General features: G+C 45.4%; 14 protein-coding genes and 1 pseudogene. 6 read left to right on the top strand and 9 right to left on the bottom strand.

Annotated elements, in window-relative coordinates; all coding sequences use genetic code 11:
- Nucleotides 1-29: 29 nt before the first annotated feature.
- From psiE to ACYCS5_RS18175, 5 genes are all read right to left on the bottom strand, one after another.
- A complete protein-coding gene (gene psiE, locus ACYCS5_RS18195; protein WP_459759892.1) occupies nt 30-446 on the bottom strand; it encodes a phosphate-starvation-inducible protein PsiE in 417 nt (138 codons plus the stop codon).
- A gap of 90 nt (nt 447-536) precedes the next feature.
- The gene (locus ACYCS5_RS18190; protein ID WP_340954123.1) at nt 537-1,031 is read right to left on the bottom strand and encodes a DedA family protein; all 495 of its coding nucleotides are present in this window, start codon (nt 1,029-1,031) and stop codon (nt 537-539) included.
- 22 nt (nt 1,032-1,053) lie between these two features.
- Nucleotides 1,054-1,563, bottom strand: a complete 510-nt coding sequence (gene pssA, locus ACYCS5_RS18185) for a CDP-diacylglycerol--serine O-phosphatidyltransferase (RefSeq protein WP_029515866.1) — start codon at nt 1,561-1,563, stop codon at nt 1,054-1,056.
- A gap of 23 nt (nt 1,564-1,586) precedes the next feature.
- Nucleotides 1,587-3,356, bottom strand: coding sequence for a sensor histidine kinase (locus ACYCS5_RS18180; protein ID WP_449291942.1), 1,770 nt, complete (start codon nt 3,354-3,356; stop codon nt 1,587-1,589).
- The gene (locus tag ACYCS5_RS18175) at nt 3,353-4,033 is read right to left on the bottom strand and encodes a response regulator transcription factor (protein ID WP_029515868.1); all 681 of its coding nucleotides are present in this window, start codon (nt 4,031-4,033) and stop codon (nt 3,353-3,355) included. Before ACYCS5_RS18175 ends, ACYCS5_RS18180 begins: the two co-directional genes overlap by 4 nt.
- Before the next feature lie 210 nt (nt 4,034-4,243).
- Here ACYCS5_RS18175 and ACYCS5_RS18170 point away from each other — a divergent pair.
- The 3 genes and pseudogenes from ACYCS5_RS18170 (at nt 4,244) to ACYCS5_RS18160 (ending at nt 6,888) form a co-directional block, all read left to right on the top strand.
- Nucleotides 4,244-5,586 (top strand): annotated as a pseudogene (locus ACYCS5_RS18170) (glycoside hydrolase family 30 protein).
- A 195-nt stretch (nt 5,587-5,781) separates the two neighbouring features.
- Entirely contained in the window at nt 5,782-6,171 is a 390-nt protein-coding gene (locus tag ACYCS5_RS18165) for a winged helix-turn-helix transcriptional regulator (protein WP_459759891.1), read from the top strand.
- A gap of 270 nt (nt 6,172-6,441) precedes the next feature.
- Nucleotides 6,442-6,888, top strand: coding sequence for a hypothetical protein (locus tag ACYCS5_RS18160; RefSeq protein WP_459759890.1), 447 nt, complete (start codon nt 6,442-6,444; stop codon nt 6,886-6,888).
- A gap of 102 nt (nt 6,889-6,990) precedes the next feature.
- Here ACYCS5_RS18160 and ACYCS5_RS18155 read toward each other — a convergent pair whose 3' ends face one another.
- On the bottom strand, nt 6,991-7,482 hold the full coding sequence (locus ACYCS5_RS18155) for a phenolic acid decarboxylase (protein ID WP_322251883.1): 492 nt from the start codon (nt 7,480-7,482) through the stop codon (nt 6,991-6,993).
- Nucleotides 7,483-7,648: 166 nt separating this feature from the next.
- Between ACYCS5_RS18155 and ACYCS5_RS18150 the strand changes: the two genes are divergently transcribed.
- Nucleotides 7,649-8,197 (top strand): PadR family transcriptional regulator, encoded by a 549-nt coding sequence (locus ACYCS5_RS18150; RefSeq protein ID WP_165148276.1) that lies wholly within the window; start codon nt 7,649-7,651, stop codon nt 8,195-8,197.
- Nucleotides 8,198-8,261: 64 nt separating this feature from the next.
- Here the strand turns inward: ACYCS5_RS18150 and ACYCS5_RS18145 are convergent, their stop codons facing one another.
- The 3 genes from ACYCS5_RS18145 to ACYCS5_RS18135 are packed head-to-tail and all read right to left on the bottom strand — an operon-like array spanning nt 8,262 to nt 12,275.
- Nucleotides 8,262-9,461, bottom strand: coding sequence for a Ger(x)C family spore germination protein (locus ACYCS5_RS18145; protein ID WP_165148273.1), 1,200 nt, complete (start codon nt 9,459-9,461; stop codon nt 8,262-8,264).
- Entirely contained in the window at nt 9,458-10,552 is a 1,095-nt protein-coding gene (locus ACYCS5_RS18140; RefSeq protein WP_459759889.1) for a GerAB/ArcD/ProY family transporter, read from the bottom strand. The genes ACYCS5_RS18145 and ACYCS5_RS18140 overlap by 4 nt, the downstream gene beginning before the upstream one ends.
- Before the next feature lie 22 nt (nt 10,553-10,574).
- Nucleotides 10,575-12,275, bottom strand: a complete 1,701-nt coding sequence (locus ACYCS5_RS18135) for a spore germination protein (protein WP_165148267.1) — start codon at nt 12,273-12,275, stop codon at nt 10,575-10,577.
- A 247-nt stretch (nt 12,276-12,522) separates the two neighbouring features.
- On the opposite strand from ACYCS5_RS18135, the gene ACYCS5_RS18130 reads away from it, so the two are divergent.
- Together ACYCS5_RS18130 and ACYCS5_RS18125 are read left to right on the top strand one after the other, a co-directional pair.
- Nucleotides 12,523-12,864 carry a phage tail protein gene (locus tag ACYCS5_RS18130; protein ID WP_029515877.1) on the top strand — a complete coding sequence of 114 codons (342 nt, stop codon included), beginning with the start codon at nt 12,523-12,525 and terminating at the stop codon, nt 12,862-12,864.
- Nucleotides 12,865-12,912: 48 nt separating this feature from the next.
- Nucleotides 12,913-16,809 carry an immunoglobulin-like domain-containing protein gene (locus ACYCS5_RS18125; protein ID WP_459759888.1) on the top strand — a complete coding sequence of 1,299 codons (3,897 nt, stop codon included), beginning with the start codon at nt 12,913-12,915 and terminating at the stop codon, nt 16,807-16,809.
- The last annotated feature ends 201 nt before the right edge of the window (nt 16,810-17,010 follow it).

Below are 17,010 nucleotides of genomic sequence, written 5' to 3'. Positions count from 1 at the left end.
ACTGTCACCCTTTGCAATCTTTCCCGGCATTAACTTTCTCTTTTTAACAATTTACTGTTAGCGATCAATAGAGAACCTACCATGACTAGAATAGCAATGGACCACCAGAATGTATTTTTAGCATCATCATGGTCCACAATAATGAGCCTGATGACGGCCGTAATCCCAATATAGATGAAATAACGTAATGGAAAATGAAAATTGGTTTTAAAGTACTTAACTATTAATGCTATGAATTCAAAATACAAGAAGAATACAAGCAACTCTTCCGTGAATTCATAGTAATTTTTGTCGGCCTCTGTGTACAAAAAAACATAAGAAAAAATGGACCATGTTTCTTTTAGAAGTAAGAAGCTTAAAATCAGCCCGACCAGAAATAGCGAGATATTTAAGATCAATTGCAGAAAACCAGGTAACTTCTCAATATACTTCATTAATGCATTCAATACAGATCCCCTCACTGGTTGTACAATATCATCTTTATTTATATTATCGGTGGTATACGTGAAAAATGCTACATTACTTTTGAGGTCACCTTAATGAAAGTTTATATTCGCCCCGGCAATATAACCAATGGAGATAAAAATAAGCGTCCATATCAGAGAACCTGCGCTTGCCACCAGCATATATTTTCGGACAGGCATCGCACTAATGCCCGACAAATAGCTTGTCGCATGTCTGACTCCTGGGATAAAATAACCAAACAAAATGGTCCACAACCCAAAGCGCGCAAACCACCCCTTAACTCTTGCAAATCGCTTCGGTGTCAATCCAACCCACTTGCCGTGCTTATCCACCAAGGGCTGACCCAGCTTTTTGCCTAGCGTGTAGCTGATCATCATCCCTGTCATTGCACCGATGAAGCTGACTAAGATAGACACCGAATAATTCAGTACCATAATAGAAGATAAATAGCCGACAAACACCATAATAATTTCATCTGGAACCGGTAGGCCAATAATCCCAAGAGCAAGAAGAGCAAAAATAGCGATATATCCGTATTGTGTAATCATGCTGATGGCCCATTCCATAGGAGCGCCACCTCCTGACCGATTATTTTTTGAAGGACGGGAAGGGAATACGGCTAACCATCAGGAACGACAGCACTACCATTAACGCAAGCAACAACCCCGGCTTCAAATGCTCACTCCATAAAAACATAAAGGACAAAATCACTCCCGCCGCCGTAATCGGCATACCCACAAAGCCTTTACTAAAAGCCATTAGGTTGAATCTTGCCAATCTTACCGCACCACATATGACAAACAAAACAGCCACAAGTGGTCCTACCCAATGGGTATCTCCCAGCTTGTATAACAAGATCAAGAAAGCAGGGGCAACCCCAAATGAGACCACATCCGCCAGCGAATCGAGCTGTTTGCCAAAATCACTGGAACAATGCAGCAGCCTTGCCAGTAAACCGTCTAATACATCCCACAAAGCAGCCACCACCACGAGAATAAAGGCGGTCATGTATTGCTCATGAATCGTGAAATACAGGGATAAGACCCCTGCCCCCAGGTTTGCAATCGTGCATAGTGAGGGCAACCAATTCCATTTCATACTCTTAACTCCTTTGCCATAGCTTAGCCTCCGAATATAACAACAAAACGGACGCCGTCCTTGGTATTCTCCACCTTAAAGTGGAATTCGTGCAAATCCAAAATTCGTTTGACGATCGACAGCCCGAGCCCTGTCCCACCTGTCTGGCGGCTTCGGGACAGCTCAGCCCGGTAAAAGCGATCCCATATCTGCTCCAGTTGATCATCAGGAATGGTCTCACCTTTATTTTCAATGGAAAAGGAACTGATTTCCCCATCACCTTCGATACGAATCGTGATTGAGCTTCCTTCCTCAGCATGTCGTATGGCATTGACAACAAAGTTGATAATCACCTGTTCCATCCATCCTACATCGGCATGGATCGGCATCTCATTGGCGGGGATAATGACTACTTCCAGCTTTTTCTCCTTCAACAGGTGGAAGAGCTTGTCCACGACCTCCTCCACCAGCTCACTCAAGATAAAGGTCGTCTTGCGAAGCTTGAGAGTACCCGATTCCAATTTGGCGAGGTCCAGCATATCTTTGACCAATCGCTCCATTTTGTCCGCTTCCTCTACAATGACTTTCATATAATGATCCTGCTTCCCGGCGCTAACCCCATCTTGTAATCCTTCTGCGAAGCCTTTAATGATACTCAGCGGAGTTTTCAGTTCATGAGAGGCGTTGGCAAAAAAGTCTTGTTGCACAGCCTCCATCCGCTGCTTCTGTTCCATATCCTCCACTAATTGCTGATTGGCCTCCTGAAGCTCGCGCAAAGCGGTGTCCAGGTTCTGGGACAGGGTATACATGCTGTAGGACAAGCTGCCCAGTTCATCATTCTGCCGGATTGGTGTATGGGCTGTAAAATCGAGCTTAGCCATCCGCTTGGCGGTATTATTCAAAGCAATGAGCGGACGGGTTACCATTCGGGAATAGAACAGGGACAAAATCAGAATGAGTGCAAATCCTCCGATCCCTAGGTACAGATAAAACCAACGCAGAGCTTCATTCGTCTCACTAATTTCCTGCAACGATGTCACTGTGAACAGGAGGTCGATCTCGCCTGTGCTCTGACGAACAGGATGGACTATAACTGCATTGCGTACCCCTGTCCAAGGTTCCGTCCAATCTTCCTCCAACACTTCGAAATTCTTAAGCTTCTCCAGATGCGACTGTGATAAAGGGAACCATTCCTCCAGCGCACTAAACAGTAAACCTTGTCGCTGACTCCATGTTTTCAGATCCGGCAGCACAATCTCTGTCACCGTACCGGAAAACCTTACACTGCCACCTGTGCTTGCCTCTTCCAAAGTTGATCCTATACTTTTGAAGCCAAGCTTCTGTATGCCGGTTGGATAAATTAAATTGGCGGAGGATATGCCTTCCGTTCCCAATCCCTCACCTTCAACCGTTACCGTATCGCCAGGCTGAATCCGGGCAGCTCTCAGCTCATCTCCATACTCACTCATAAACAGAGACAGCGATATTTTAACGATTTTACCATCTGCTTTTCTTACATTGATATGAAACGCATCATCCAGCTTTACTTTGCCGTCCAGCGTTACAATCGCCAACTGGTTTTTATTTTGAAGCATAAAACGAGCTGCCTCACGCGAAACCCTGCCCGATCCCCAAGCCTCCTGGACATAACTTTGACCGAAGCTTTGCAAACGACTTTCCACACGCCCAATCTTCTGTTTCTGATAAAAATTTTCAAAAAACAACAATTGACTTAAAATCACCATACCGTAAAAACACAGGAAAAACACAACCGTCATAATGAACAACTTAAAGGTAACTCCCCGTTTGTTCATTCTTCCTCCTCAAACCTGTAGCCAGTACCAAAAATAGTGCGGATATGGCGTGATTCACGGCCCAGCTTACTTCTCAGCTTTTTGATATGCGTATCGACAACTCGTGTATCTCCTTCAAAGTCGATGCCCCACACTCGGTTCAGTATCGCATCCCGTGAAATAACGATGCCTTTATTATGTATAAGCAGCCGCAGCAGCTCATACTCCTTGGGCGTCAGTTCGACTTCCGCCTGATCCACCTCAAGCCGATGAGCCATCGTGTTGAGAATGGCACTACCGAACCGCAAGATATGCGACTCTGGCTGCACATGTCCTTCCACCCGTTTCATCAGCGCGTTGGCGCGGGCGATCAGCACCTTGGGGCTGAAAGGTTTGGTCACGTAATCATCGGCTCCTAGTTCAAAGCCTAATATTTTATCATCATCACCGGATTTGGCTGTCAACAAAATGATCGGCACACCTGAACGGCTGCGCACCTGGCGGCACACCTCCCAACCATCCAGTTCCGGCATCATAATATCGAGTATAATCAGGTCAGGCTGCACCGAATCAAACCAGATAAGTGCATCTTTTCCATTGCCTGCTTCATAGACTTCCCAATTATTTTGTTTAAAATAATCCGCGATCACTTCACGAATACGTATTTCATCCTCGACAAGAAGAACTCTTTTCTTCAATCGACTTCCCTCTTTCGGTCATTCTAGGACACCAGTATATCAAAGACATGTGTTCTTTATGTGTTCTTGACACTTCTTATCAGCAAAAGTTCTCATCCGCAAATTCAACCTTGGATTAGGGCAAATTTGTCATCGCTCAGACCATCTCTTTCTCTAAGATCCTACCCTATAATAAGTTGAGATACAAAAAGCCTGACAGGAGGGTAACACATGAGCAATCAAACCATTCAGTGGTTTTCCACTTCCAAAGCTAAAGCTTGGCAATCCCAAGCTCACCATTTGACCGATACCCAAGAGAGTGCCAACCTAATCCTTACAGGAGAAACATATCAGCTTGTAGAAGGCTTTGGTGGCTGTTTTAATGAATTAGGTTATGTGGCCCTGAATCATTTGGAAAAGGACGACCGAGATCGGGTGCTTCATTCTCTCTTTCACCCAGAGGGCGAGCACAAATTCACGATATGCCGACTTCCTATTGGAGCCAGTGACTACGCGCTGGAATGGTATAGCCACAATGAAACAGACGGCGACGTGGAGATGGAACACTTTTCCATTGAGCGCGATCAGCAGTATCTCATTCCTTTTATTCGAGAAGCGTTACAACTCAATCCGGACTTAAAGTTGTTCGCTTCACCCTGGAGTCCGCCGACATGGATGAAATCACCGAAAGCCTACAATTACGGCACGCTGCGCTGGGAAAAGGATATTTTGAAAGCGTATGCATTGTACTTTGTCAAATTTGTTCAGGCTTATCGAGAGGCAGGGATTACGATCCATCAGATTCACGTTCAAAATGAAGTCATTGCCGATCAGAAGTTTCCTTCCTGTGTATGGACCGGAGAGCAACTGCGTGAATTTATTCGCGACTATTTGGGTCCTGCTTTTGAGGAACACGGACTGGATACGGAAATTTGGCTGGGCACCATTAACGCACCCGATCCGTGGGAGGAATTAATGAAAAGACTTCGACCGGATTCGATGAGTATGCCCATACCGTGTTAAGTGACCCCGAAGCCTACAAATATATTAAAGGTGTAGGCTACCAGTGGGCAGGCAAAAATGCCATTCAGCGCACCGTTGCCAGTTATCCTGAGCTTCGTTACATGCAAACCGAAAATGAATGCGGTAACGGAGAGAACTCATGGGACTACGCCAAATATGTATATAATCTGTACCAGCACTACTTCACCAATGGTGTGAATGCTTATATTTACTGGAATATGGTTTTGGAACCGAAAGGCAAGAGCACATGGGGCTGGGAGCAAAATTCGATGATTACCGTTGATCCAACGGATCGAAAACCTGTCCTGAATCCAGAGTATTATGTCATGAAGCATTTTTCTCATTTTGTATTACCGGGTGCCCAACGCATCGGACTTCGCGGCTCATGGACTGGAGATGCAGTCGCTTTTCAAAATACAGACGGGCAAAAGGTGCTAGTCATCGCCAACCCCTTCAGGGAATCTCGGGTACTGAACCTGTCTATCGGAGAAACAACACACCGTTTGGAACTGGAGCCAGAGTCCTTTAATACGATCGTGATTCCTTCTTAACGCCGCAGTTTTCTGGAATTATGCATATATTAGGAATATTACGTTCCTGTTTTCCGGTCCTACGTAATCATCATGCTTCACTGTCCAGTCGATCTGTATCCATATACGTATGCATAGTTTCCAAAATGGATGTATATCCTTTTGCGTATAGTAACTATAAATAGTATACTTGGAATAACTACGGACAGGAGGTCGATGAATATCACTACTGTAAAAGACCGGATTGATTTGAAGCTGATTAATTGTGATAAGGAATTGACTCTCGCCGTCATCGGTGGAAAATGGAAGCTGATTATTTTGTGGCATCTCGGTATGGAAGGCACCAAGCGGTTTGGTGAATTGAAGAAGCTGATTCCCCATATTACGCAAAAAATGCTGACCAACCAATTGCGCGAGCTGGAAGAAGATAAACTCATTCTACGTAAAGTCTATCCTGTCGTCCCTCCGCATGTGGAATATTCACTGACAGAGCATGGCGAAAGCCTGATTCCGATACTGAGAGCAATGTACGATTGGGGATCAAACTATCGCGAGAACGTGATTTGGAAAGAAGAAGAAGCGGTTCAAGACGTCACACCCGTGTAACCAGCAAACAAGCATTTTGCGAAATGCTAAACTATATTTCTCGTAGAGGCGACCCTGGGAAGATCCGGGGTTGTTTTTTTGTGATATAAAGACATTCTCCAAGATAATAAAAGATATGGATGCAAGTATCCGTTTCCATTGGCATTAAAGCTCGTTTTCCGCTACATATCCTCATTTTACACTTGTATTCGTGATTTACATTACATCCGCTGTGACGTATGATTCTTCCATCCCTATTTACAGTGAACTCGAGAAGGAGGCCATTCTAGCATGAGCATGACGCTTGCCCAGCCCACAACGTCCCAAGCGACCCAATTACGCATTGGTTCCATGGAAATGATTCAATACGATTATCGTCAATTTCCTGACTCGAAACCCTATCAACACCCTTGCTGTGGCTTGCTTACTATGTCGTGTAACGGCGCTCAAGGTCTGGCAGAATATGAGTTACCTGAAATTAAAGGAGCCTTTGACCTCGTCCGCTGGGCTTCCGTGTTTACCTCACTCAAGGGTCTGTCCTTAACCGAGGCTGAGCAATATATTCAGCACCACGCTGATCACTGGGGGCCTGATAAAACAGAGCTGGCTCTATCTGCCTTATCCGATCTGACTACCCATGCAAACTTGTACATCTTCTCTCCATCAGCGACCATCCTCCCCTCTCGGATTAGTCGTTCGTATCTTATCGAGCATGGTCTGGTCTACTATTCATTCTAAATATCGTCCACCACTCCATTAGCAATCTACTTTCAGTTCATGCAAAAAAGCCTGAGACTGTTTATCACAGGCTAGGCTTTTACACTTTCAGCACAGAGTTAATTACACTTGCAGTTTACCTGCACGAATATCGTCTGTCATTCCTTCATAAGGTGCTTGGGAAATCAATTTTTCGTTGTTCACACCTGCATTTTCGATGAATGTAATATTTGCAAATTCAGGCACCACATACTTTGGATACGTTTCATACTTTTCACGCGATTCTTCCATTAGCGGAATAAAATCGTTTTGGTAGCGCACAGTGATTTCCGGATGCTCATGAACCCATTTAGGGAAGAAAATAATGCCGTGCATACGTTTTTCCTCAGGCATAAAATTCAGAGAAACGTCAGTGCCTGTCGGTTCGGTCCACGATACTTTATACACATTTTCCACCAGTTTCGCCAGATTGACCTTCTGATCACGTACCCAGCGGCCACCTACCATACCACTATGAATGCGATAATCGATCGTATCTTCATTTTTAATATATATTTCGTACTCCCAACCATTCTCATAGGTGTAGATCATGTGGCTGCCGATAAACTTGTCCATCTTGCATCCTTCTTTCCTCAATTATAATTTTTCATGAATTGAATGGGATACCAAAGATAATAAATATTCAATTCAAACATGTAAATATAAACATGTTTTTAACTACATATAAATTGTAGCACTGTGGTATACTAGTGTCAAATACCGTTTTACGAGGAGAGCTACGTTGAAACGCACTTTAAAATATGCCATTTTGGGCCTAGTTCACAAAGAGGAAATGAGCGGCTACGATATTACGAGCCAATTCAAGCAGGAAATCGGACAATTTTGGAGCGCCAAACACAGTCAGATTTATCCCGAGTTAAAAAGGCTGACTGAAGAGGGACTCATTGAATATCGCACCTCCATTACAGGAGCCAAGCTGGAAAAAAAATTGTACTGCATTACCCCCAAAGGAACCCAAGAGCTGACGGAATGGCTGCTAAGCCCCAAGGAGTTACCGGAAACGGAAAAGGATGAGTTTATGCTTATGCTGTATTTCTCAGCGGCCATCCCCAAGGAAGAGAACAAGCGATTGTTCGAGGACCAGATTGCCAAACGTAAAGAAAAACTGGAGTATCTGTACGAAAGTAAAAAATCCCTCCAACAGCTGGACGACAACCTTCAATCCCCCAGATCTAACCAATTCGGTCATTATCTGGTGCTGAGCCGTGCCATTAATCGGGAAGAAAGCTATATTACGTGGCTGGAAGAAACACTGTTCCTGTTTGAATAGCCTAAAAAACCTTCAACGCCACGTAGATTCGTGGTATTGAAGGTTTTTCTAAAATACGTGCAAACTAGTCTGCCGTCGTAATCGAAGAGCCGTAATCTTCAATATGGATATCTGTGCTAAACCGTACAGGAATGGTGCTAAAAGTGGTATCCCAATCCTCTTTGACCTTACGCCAAACTTTAGGATGCTGAATCCTCAAGGCTTCTCCGAAACCTCCGACGTCAACCTTCAGCTTTTGCATTTTAGCTAACGTTTGTTCAGCTAATGAATTCACTCTCTCCTGAAAAAGACTCTCCTCTTTTCCAAGCACTTCGTTGCTACGCAAATTTTCACTTTTGTTTAAAACCTCCGAAATGCGTCCCTCTGAGGTCATTTTTACCTGAAAGAAAATGTCATCCCCCTGAACGATGGCCTTGATCTTGCTTTTCACCGCTTTGATCTCATATGCTATATTTTTCCCAGTCTTCGGATCGCTGCTTTTCAGCACGCCTCCCTTCAGATCGCCTTTGATCCACATAAGACCTTCAACCTCTGACTCATTCAGATAACCACCGTAGGTTTGCGTCTTTCCCTTAATGATTCCCGCACCTGCGAGCTTGATTTCATTCTCCGCCGTAATGACATTAGGTAATATAAAGCTTCTTTCACCCTTCATGGGTCCGATCACTTTAGCCAAAGCCACGGGCTTTATCAACCGCGCATTCCGTTTACGGTTTTGGAATATATCCTTTAAAATATAAGCAGGAATCTGACCAGGAATTTTCTCCTGAAGCGTATTCCCCGCCTTGTCTGTACTAATCAGCAACTGTACGCTGAGCCGAATATCATTATCCCCCAAGGAAAAGTCCAGTAACTCATACAAGGGAATCTTGCGAAGCAGACTTGAGCTGATAATAATCGTTTTCAAATGTTGCCCGATGGGAGGACGATTGGTCCGCAATGAAATTTCTCTGATCATTTCAAAAATGGAATCTCCCGTTTCCGTAATATTAAAAAATTTTTTAGCTTGTGGAGAAGAAGTGTTGGATCCACCGCTTTCTTCTGGAATGATAAATTGAAAGGTTCCTGTAATTAACTCCTTCTTTGGATAATCTCCTCCTTTTCGATTAATTTGTTCTTCTTGCAAAGATTCTTCCGCTATATCCATAGCAATGCCTGTCTCCAGATTCAGATCCTCCACCGGAGAACTGCTCCAGCAGCCTGAAAGTATACTGCATATCAGGAGAGCAGCCATTCCGAGTAATGCTGACCGTGCCCTCGTCATGACCGCACCCTCCTCCAGCGAGAAATAAGCAGCAGTGGCAGTGGAAGCAGAGCGAATAAAATGAAAGCTGCATTCCCCAGGATCGTTCCGAAAGAAAATAACTCATTCAGATTTTTGGGAATTTGGGACAGGAAGTAGATGATCGGAAGCAAAATGAACAGCGTCTTGGAATACGAGCTATTCAAAATTTGAGAAACTCCGAGCGAAGCGCAATAAAAAGCAATACTAAATGTGGAAAAAATTTGCATGATCCAAATGGTCAACAATAAGGATTCGAACCGTTCCAATAACAGGTACTCCACTTCAAAACTGCGAGCCAAATCTAAAAATGGCCAGGTTCTGCTCAAGACTCCTTCGAACGAAAAAGCGCCAATGCACAGGATCAGCGTTGCTGTATAAAAAGCGACCGCGATCCCGATCGCCAGTCCGATTGCCTTGGTTGCTTTCTCGGGTTTTTCCATCCGACAAAAAATAATCAGCAAGGACTCTGTCCCCGTTAATGTCAGGATTGTAGTCTTGAGCGTTCTAACCACTGGCATCACCCCCTCCGACAAGACAGGACGCAAATTATTCAATTCGAAAATATTTAAACTCAGCAAGCATATCAACAAAAAGATAGCCGTCGTAATCGGGAATATTAATTGGCATATTTTACCCAACGAGCTTACTCCTCCCATGCATAGGTACAGAGAGAGCCACATAAAAGGTGCTGAAATCGCCCACGCCGGAGTGCCTTCAAGCAGAAAGAACGACGTTACTTCCTCTACAGATCGGATTTCAAATGCGGCTATACAAACAAAATAAATAACAATCAGCATACCAATCCCTTTGCCAATGACTTTGCCTGTTATCCGCTGAACATACTGGTAAAAGGTACTTTCTGGAAACCTTGAACTTAGTTTGATCATAATCCATCCGAGCAGGAAAGTGCCCGCCCCTGCTAAAATGACAGATATCCACGCATCCGGTGTTTTTGCAACTTCAGTTGCTACTCTGGGAAGGGTAAGCAACCCGGCAGCCAGCATAAAGGAAACCACAATTGCCGTTGTCTGCAACGTTGTAATTTTATCCGCTTTTTTCCCACGGGCCATCTTGCTCCCTCCTGTGTCGAGCTCATCCTTGTCGCTTAGGATCTTTATGCTTCAATAGAATGGGTCTGTTTTTCATAAATTGTATCGGTGCTCGTATGAAGTAATCTTTCCAGTCTTTCAACGAACGGGGGGTCGTCAGACTCAGGAACGGCACACCGAAGCTGTGTAATTTAACCATATGAATGCTCAGCATCAGGAAAAACATGATCACGCCATACAACCCGAAGGTGGCCGCCGTAAACATGGCTCCAAAGCGCATGACACGCATGGAAATCCCAGCGCTGTATACAGGGGAGGAAAAGGAAGAAATCGCCGTGACTGCAACCACAATAACGAGGATAGGACTTACAATCCCGGCGTCAACAGCGGCCTGTCCGATAATCAAACCGCCGACGATGCCCATCGCTGGACCGATGGGTTTGGGGAGCCGAAGTCCCGCCTCACGTAAAATTTCGATAGAAATCTCCATAATCAGGGCCTCAACCAGCGTCGAAAACGGAACCCCCTGTCTTGCACTGATAATGGAAATGACCAGCTTGGTTGGAATCAATCCGGGATGAAACGAGATAAAGGAGATATAGAGCGCCGGGGCGAACAACGATATGAAAGTTGCTATAAAACGAAGGAATCGTATAAGCGACCCCGGTATCCATCGTTCATAATAATCTTCTGGAGACTGAAGCATCATCCCGTACGTTACTGGCATAAGAAGCGCAAAAGGTGTACCGTCCAGCAGAATCGCCACACGTCCCTCCAGTAATGCAGCCATGACCCGATCCGGTCTCTCTGTATTTTGAATTTGCAGAAAGGGGCTAAGAAAATTATCCTCAATAAGCTGCTCCACATAGCCCGACTCCAATACCTCATCCATATCAATGGTTTTGACCCGCCGCTTCACCTCATCCACAAGCTCCGGGTCGGCAATGTCTCTGAAATACACCACCATTAGCTGTTTTTCCACTCTTTTTCCAACTTTGAAGGACGACATGGCCAGTTCCGTACTTTCTCCATGTCTGCGCAGCATTGCGGTATTATCGCTGAGGGTCTCGGTAAAACCGACTCGTGGTCCTCGCAGCACCGATTCCGATATAGGGTCTTCCACCCCTCGTGTATTCCCTTTGGGTGTACCCAACACAAAAGCCCCTGGTATGCCCTGAATCATGAGTATGACAGAACCGAACAGCACCTTTTGCAAGGAGAACTGCACCTCTAACGTATACTCTGTTTCCGATACCAGCATGACCTGACGAATAAACATATTCCGAAGCTCTTCTCCTCTCGGAAGATCTTCCCCCCCTTGCCCGGAACTCCCCCAATCCATCAGTGGCTTTAAAATGTTCTGATCCATGCCAACCTTATCTGTTAAGCCATCCACAAAAAAAAGCGTGCCTACAGCGTTCAGTTTTTCCAGAAAAAAAGATCGTTCGTTTACATCCGACATTTCCGAGACGGCTTGTCTGACTTTTTCTATATTCGCCTCATAATCTTCGGTAAAGGTTCCCTTTTCCTTCTCTGCCTCACTTACAGACGGGTTGCGATCTGCCTGCTCCGAACGGTCTTCTTCTTCTAGAAGCTTTAATCGTTCCATACGTCTGCTCTCTCGACCATCCATCGCTTTAATTTGTCGTACCGTCAGAAAAATAATCAAAGGTATGATGAACAAAAAGGCAGCTTCTATCCATACGTTCCATTTGGGTATATGAGTTCCGATGACCTGCCACACGTTCTTTCCTCCTTTACTTCCATAGGATTTGTATATAGATTTACCTGGATTAGAAAAAAGATGCATGGACGATAGGTGGGATGGAATAAATTTCTTTGCTCACAAAAGGAATAAAAAGGTGAATTTGATAGATGAACTGTAGTGTCAAATGTAGAAATCCATGATAATATCTATTCATTCTATGACTAATGTCACAAATTCGTTGAATTCGTGGGCCATTATTCGAATCTAAAAAGGAGTTGTAGGTATGAAGAATCATTTTTGGAAGAAAACCGCTGTGTTGAGTTTGTTAGCGGTCATTTTGTTAGGTGGAACGGCAATCAGTCCCAAACAGGCACATGCAGGTTATGAGCCTTATATTGGGGAAATTACGGTGTACCCGTACATGTTCGCTCCTAAGGGATGGCTAAAATGCGAGGGCCAGATCTTGAGCATTGCTCAGAATTCAGCATTATTTAGCCTGCTGGGCACTAATTTTGGCGGCGATGGAATGAGCACATTTGCATTGCCTGACTTGCGCGGAGCTTCCCCGTTGCCAAATGTAAACTACTACATCGCAACCGAAGGGGCATACCCGTCCCGCCCATAAGATGAATACGCTCAATAGTGTGCTATTTAATAAAGAAGAGGTGATAGCGTGCTCGAAGGCAATAACTTCACACGCAACAAATTGAAACCCTATCGGTTGCTGGTTCCATTGCTGCCATTCATCGGCGGTGCGTTCCTGCTCATAGGGACGAATGAGGCACATGCTGCCGGTTGGGAAAATGTAGTGTTGCACAAGCCTGTAAGCTCAAGCGGTTACACGCAACCCTATGATCCCTCCAGAGCGGTAGATGGGTCAATCGAGCCAACAAGCCGCTGGTATCAGGCAAGCAATGGTGAAAAATGGATCCAGGTAGATCTGAGAGATTGGTATACCGTAGATCGATATGTTGTTACAGGTATGGGTGTCCATTATGGATGGAACGATCAACGTGATCCATACAGTTTCCGATTGCAGACAAGCAGCAACGGAATTAATTGGGTGACTGTAGATACCGTCCAGAATAATGAAAGCTCTAATGTTGAAAAGAGCATTGCCCCTGTAACTACACGATACTTGCGATTAACTATTGATCAAGGAAATGCAAGAAACAATCAATGGACTTCCATCATGGAATTCGCAGCTTATGGGGAGCAATTGCCTATTCCACAGGCTCCGGGCCATTTTGCAGGAACCAAAAATGGAAATACAGTGGAGTTAAGCTGGGATGCTGTTCCTTATGCAACATCATACAAAGTCATACGAGATAGCGTAACGCTCTATACAGGCAGCTTAACCCAATTCATAGACACTTCAGCCTTGCCGCCAGGTGAAGCAATTTATACGGTTCAGGCTGTGAATGCTAAAGGGGAGAGCACTCCCTCAGAGGTTAAAGTGATTATACTTACCGATGCCGAGAGAGTTGCACAGGCAAAAGCCGCTCTTGCTTTAGGCTTTGCATCTGGAGATACAGCTGATTCGGTATCTCAAAATCTGACACTACCCCTCACTGGATTGAATGATACGACGGTGAGCTGGAGTTCGGATACTCCTGACGTCATTACGAATGAGGGGGCTGTCACACGCCCGCGGTACGATCTGGGTGACCGAAAAGTAAAACTGACAGCTACGATTGCAAAAGGAACCGCCTCGGATACTCAAACTTTCGAAGTTACCGTACCGAAGATAACTGCACATGATACATTGGATCAAGCAGCAGGTGCCCTCTCGCTTGGCGATTTGTCTGCGCTGACAGAAAATATATCTCTCCCATTATCCGGTTATGGTGGTACGCAGATCGAATGGTCCTCGTCCAAACCTCTTGTCATTGCATCAGATGGAACACTCACCAGACCCTCTTATAGTAGTGGAGATACTGACGTTATCCTAACGGCTACCCTGCAACTTGCAGGCTTAACGAAAACAAAGAATTTTACTGCGCATGTATTCCGTCTGCCCATGAGCGATACAGAAGCCGTTGACGCAGCATACAGGGCGCTTGAGTTGCCAATGACTACAGTAACCGGAGACGTATATTTGCCAAAAGACGCATTGAATGGTGTTCAGGTGTCATGGTCATCGACTCAGCCCCAGTTCCTGGATCATACGGGGCATGTAACATTCCCAAGCTATGTGCAAGGCGATCAGACCATCACGCTGGAAGCAGTTGTGTCACGAGGCGGGGTTGAGCTGCGAAAAACATTCAGCCTGCTCGTGCCCGCACTGCCCGTAAGTGCTGATGAAGCCGTAAATTTGGCAGCAAATACACTAAATTTGGATTATCCGCAAGGGATTAAGGATTCCATTGCTCTGCCTCGTACAGGAGCATTTGACACCCAGATTGACTGGTCTTCGGATCAACCGGATATCCTCAGCAATAGTGGTCAGGTGAATCGGCCTAAATATACAGACGGTGATGCGAATGTACAATTAATTGCCATTATTTCTAAAGGTGCAGCTTCTGTACAAAGAACATTCACGATCACAGTGCTGAAGGCATTGCCGAATACACCTTACGTACGATTGAACGGCAGTAATCCAATTGTTCTGGAAACCGGCGACAGCTTCACTGATCCAGGAGCCAGCGTACTGGACAGTGTTTACGGCAATATCCTGCTCCCTGAGCTTTCAGGTAGCGGGAATGTTGATACAAATGTACCTGGTGTATATGTATTGAACTATGCTTATAGCGACAACGGGGGTTGGACGGCAGAGCCTGCAGAACGCCATATAAACGTGCTGCCTCGTGCTGTTACAGCCGCAGCAGGCAATGAGGATATAGCCTCTGTGATCGTTACAGGCGCCTTACCGAACGCACGGCTTGAGCTGTACAATGCTCAGCAGGAGCTTATAGCGGAAGGAATTGCTTCCGGAGAGGGTAGATATACATTTATACCCGTTCCTGAAGGAGCCACCTACTATGTGCTACAGAACGTAAATGGCATGAAGAGCGCTCCGTCAGGGCTAGTGTATCCGCAAGGGTTAACCGCGCAGCGCGTTGCCGATTCCATCACAAGCATAACACCTCCTACAACAAGTGATACATTGCTCAGGTTGCCTGTTGTACCTGATGGTTTCCGTGTGACCATCAGCAGCAGTAGCCAGCCAGACATCGTGCGTACAGACGGAACTATTGTTCAAGCAGGTACTCCTTCCGTTGTAACTATCATGCTGGATGTTATGAGGGTAAGTGATGGTTCTCATGCTTTGACGCAAGCCATAGAAGTGACCGTTCCTGCCAAGGTAATTGCGAATACAGGCAAATCTAACAAAGATAAGACTGAGGATCTATCTACTTTCGTGCCACAGATCGGATTTTCCGAACAAGGGAAAGAGTTCTCCCTCTTTGTTCCTTCGCCGGCATTTCTGGATGAGCAGATACAGCAAGCACTTCGTGAGGGCAAAGCATACGCAGACATTCGTTTGGAGCAGGAAAAACAAATGAGTCGTGTTCTCCTTCCTCATTCTTTACTGAATAAGTGGGATAAGATGGGTGCATCGGTAATATCCCGATATGGAACACTGAGGATATCCAGTGACACCTTAACCAGCATGGCCTCAGGTCAGCAGGACGTTACATTGTCATTCCAGCAGGTAGATGTACAGCGTGCACAGCAGATCCGTGATTGGGCTGAGCAACAATCCAGCCTGACGCTGATGGGTCCGGTTACAGACATCAAAGCCAATATGACAGGGACAGGGACATCGACCATCATTCTACCGCTGGATAACGAATCCTTAGGTGAGTTACACAATGCAGAGCCCCAGTTCTCCATTCTTGTTATTCATGAGAATGGCGAGCGTGAGATTCTAAAAGGTACTGCTGTAATGGATTCAAAAGGGATTTTGTCGGGTGTGAGTCTGAATACGACCGGGTTAGGTACCTTTGCCATCGCCACAGATGCAAAGCCTCAAACCGGTCATACCCGTGTGCAAAATGCCCCAATCAATTCGTCAGATTCGCAAGAGCTAGCTCAAGTATGGCCAGATGTACAAGGCCATTGGGCTGCGAAGTCCTTGCAATCTCTTGCAGACAAAGGCTGGATACAAGGCTATAAAGACGGCAACATACGTCCTGAGCGCGCTGTAAGCCGTGCAGAATTTGTAGCCATACTGACCAGAGCATTGGGAACTGCTGGAGATGAGAGCCCTTCTACCTCATTTACAGATATGAAGGGACACTGGGCTGGATCAGCTGTGGATTCTGCTTACCGTCAGGGATGGATTCAAGGGCTAACCGCTCAAACTTTCGGACCTGATGAAAGCCTTACCCGTGAACAGGCGATGGTGATCCTGTCACACGCGATGCAGAATCAGACATCCATTTCCAGCACTACTGCACTGCAATCCTACAAGGATGAGCAGCAGATTTCAGCGTGGGCCTCCACAGCATTCCAAAATGCAGTATCCTCCGGCTGGATCAGCGGTTATCCAGATGGAACGCTCAAGCCAAAAGCGGCTATCAGCAGAGGTGAGATGGCTGAATTGTTAGTACGTATGCTTAAATAAGAATTTTCAAGTTTCATAGATCAGATGAGTATAGCCAATACAACGCGGCCTCCAAGCTTTTCGGGAGGCCGTATTTTTTATGTGTATTTTTATGTAGGAGCCTTCAACAATCATTTTTGCTTGGTCATTCACCCTTTTCGCTTCAGAAAATATATTATGAGTATCTGCGAAACGGGGCGATGAACCACCTGTCACCTCTAC

Source organism: Paenibacillus sp. SEL3 (assembly GCF_054602585.1).
Note: the sequence above shows the minus strand (reverse complement) of the source record. Positions and strands in the feature narration are given on the sequence as shown.

Excerpts from the sequence above, each read along its gene's own strand:
- ACYCS5_RS18190 (WP_340954123.1), bottom strand. The coding sequence starts at position 1,031 with ATGGAATGGGCCATCAGCATGATTACACAATACGGATATATCGCTATT.
- pssA (WP_029515866.1), bottom strand. The coding sequence starts at position 1,563 with ATGAAATGGAATTGGTTGCCCTCACTATGCACGATTGCAAACCTGGGG.
- ACYCS5_RS18180 (WP_449291942.1), bottom strand. The coding sequence starts at position 3,356 with ATGAACAAACGGGGAGTTACCTTTAAGTTGTTCATTATGACGGTTGTG.
- ACYCS5_RS18165 (WP_459759891.1), top strand. The coding sequence starts at position 5,782 with ATGAATATCACTACTGTAAAAGACCGGATTGATTTGAAGCTGATTAAT.
- ACYCS5_RS18160 (WP_459759890.1), top strand. The coding sequence starts at position 6,442 with ATGAGCATGACGCTTGCCCAGCCCACAACGTCCCAAGCGACCCAATTA.
- ACYCS5_RS18155 (WP_322251883.1), bottom strand. The coding sequence starts at position 7,482 with ATGGACAAGTTTATCGGCAGCCACATGATCTACACCTATGAGAATGGT.
- ACYCS5_RS18145 (WP_165148273.1), bottom strand. The coding sequence starts at position 9,461 with ATGACGAGGGCACGGTCAGCATTACTCGGAATGGCTGCTCTCCTGATA.
- ACYCS5_RS18140 (WP_459759889.1), bottom strand. The coding sequence starts at position 10,552 with ATGGCCCGTGGGAAAAAAGCGGATAAAATTACAACGTTGCAGACAACG.
- ACYCS5_RS18130 (WP_029515877.1), top strand. The coding sequence starts at position 12,523 with ATGAAGAATCATTTTTGGAAGAAAACCGCTGTGTTGAGTTTGTTAGCG.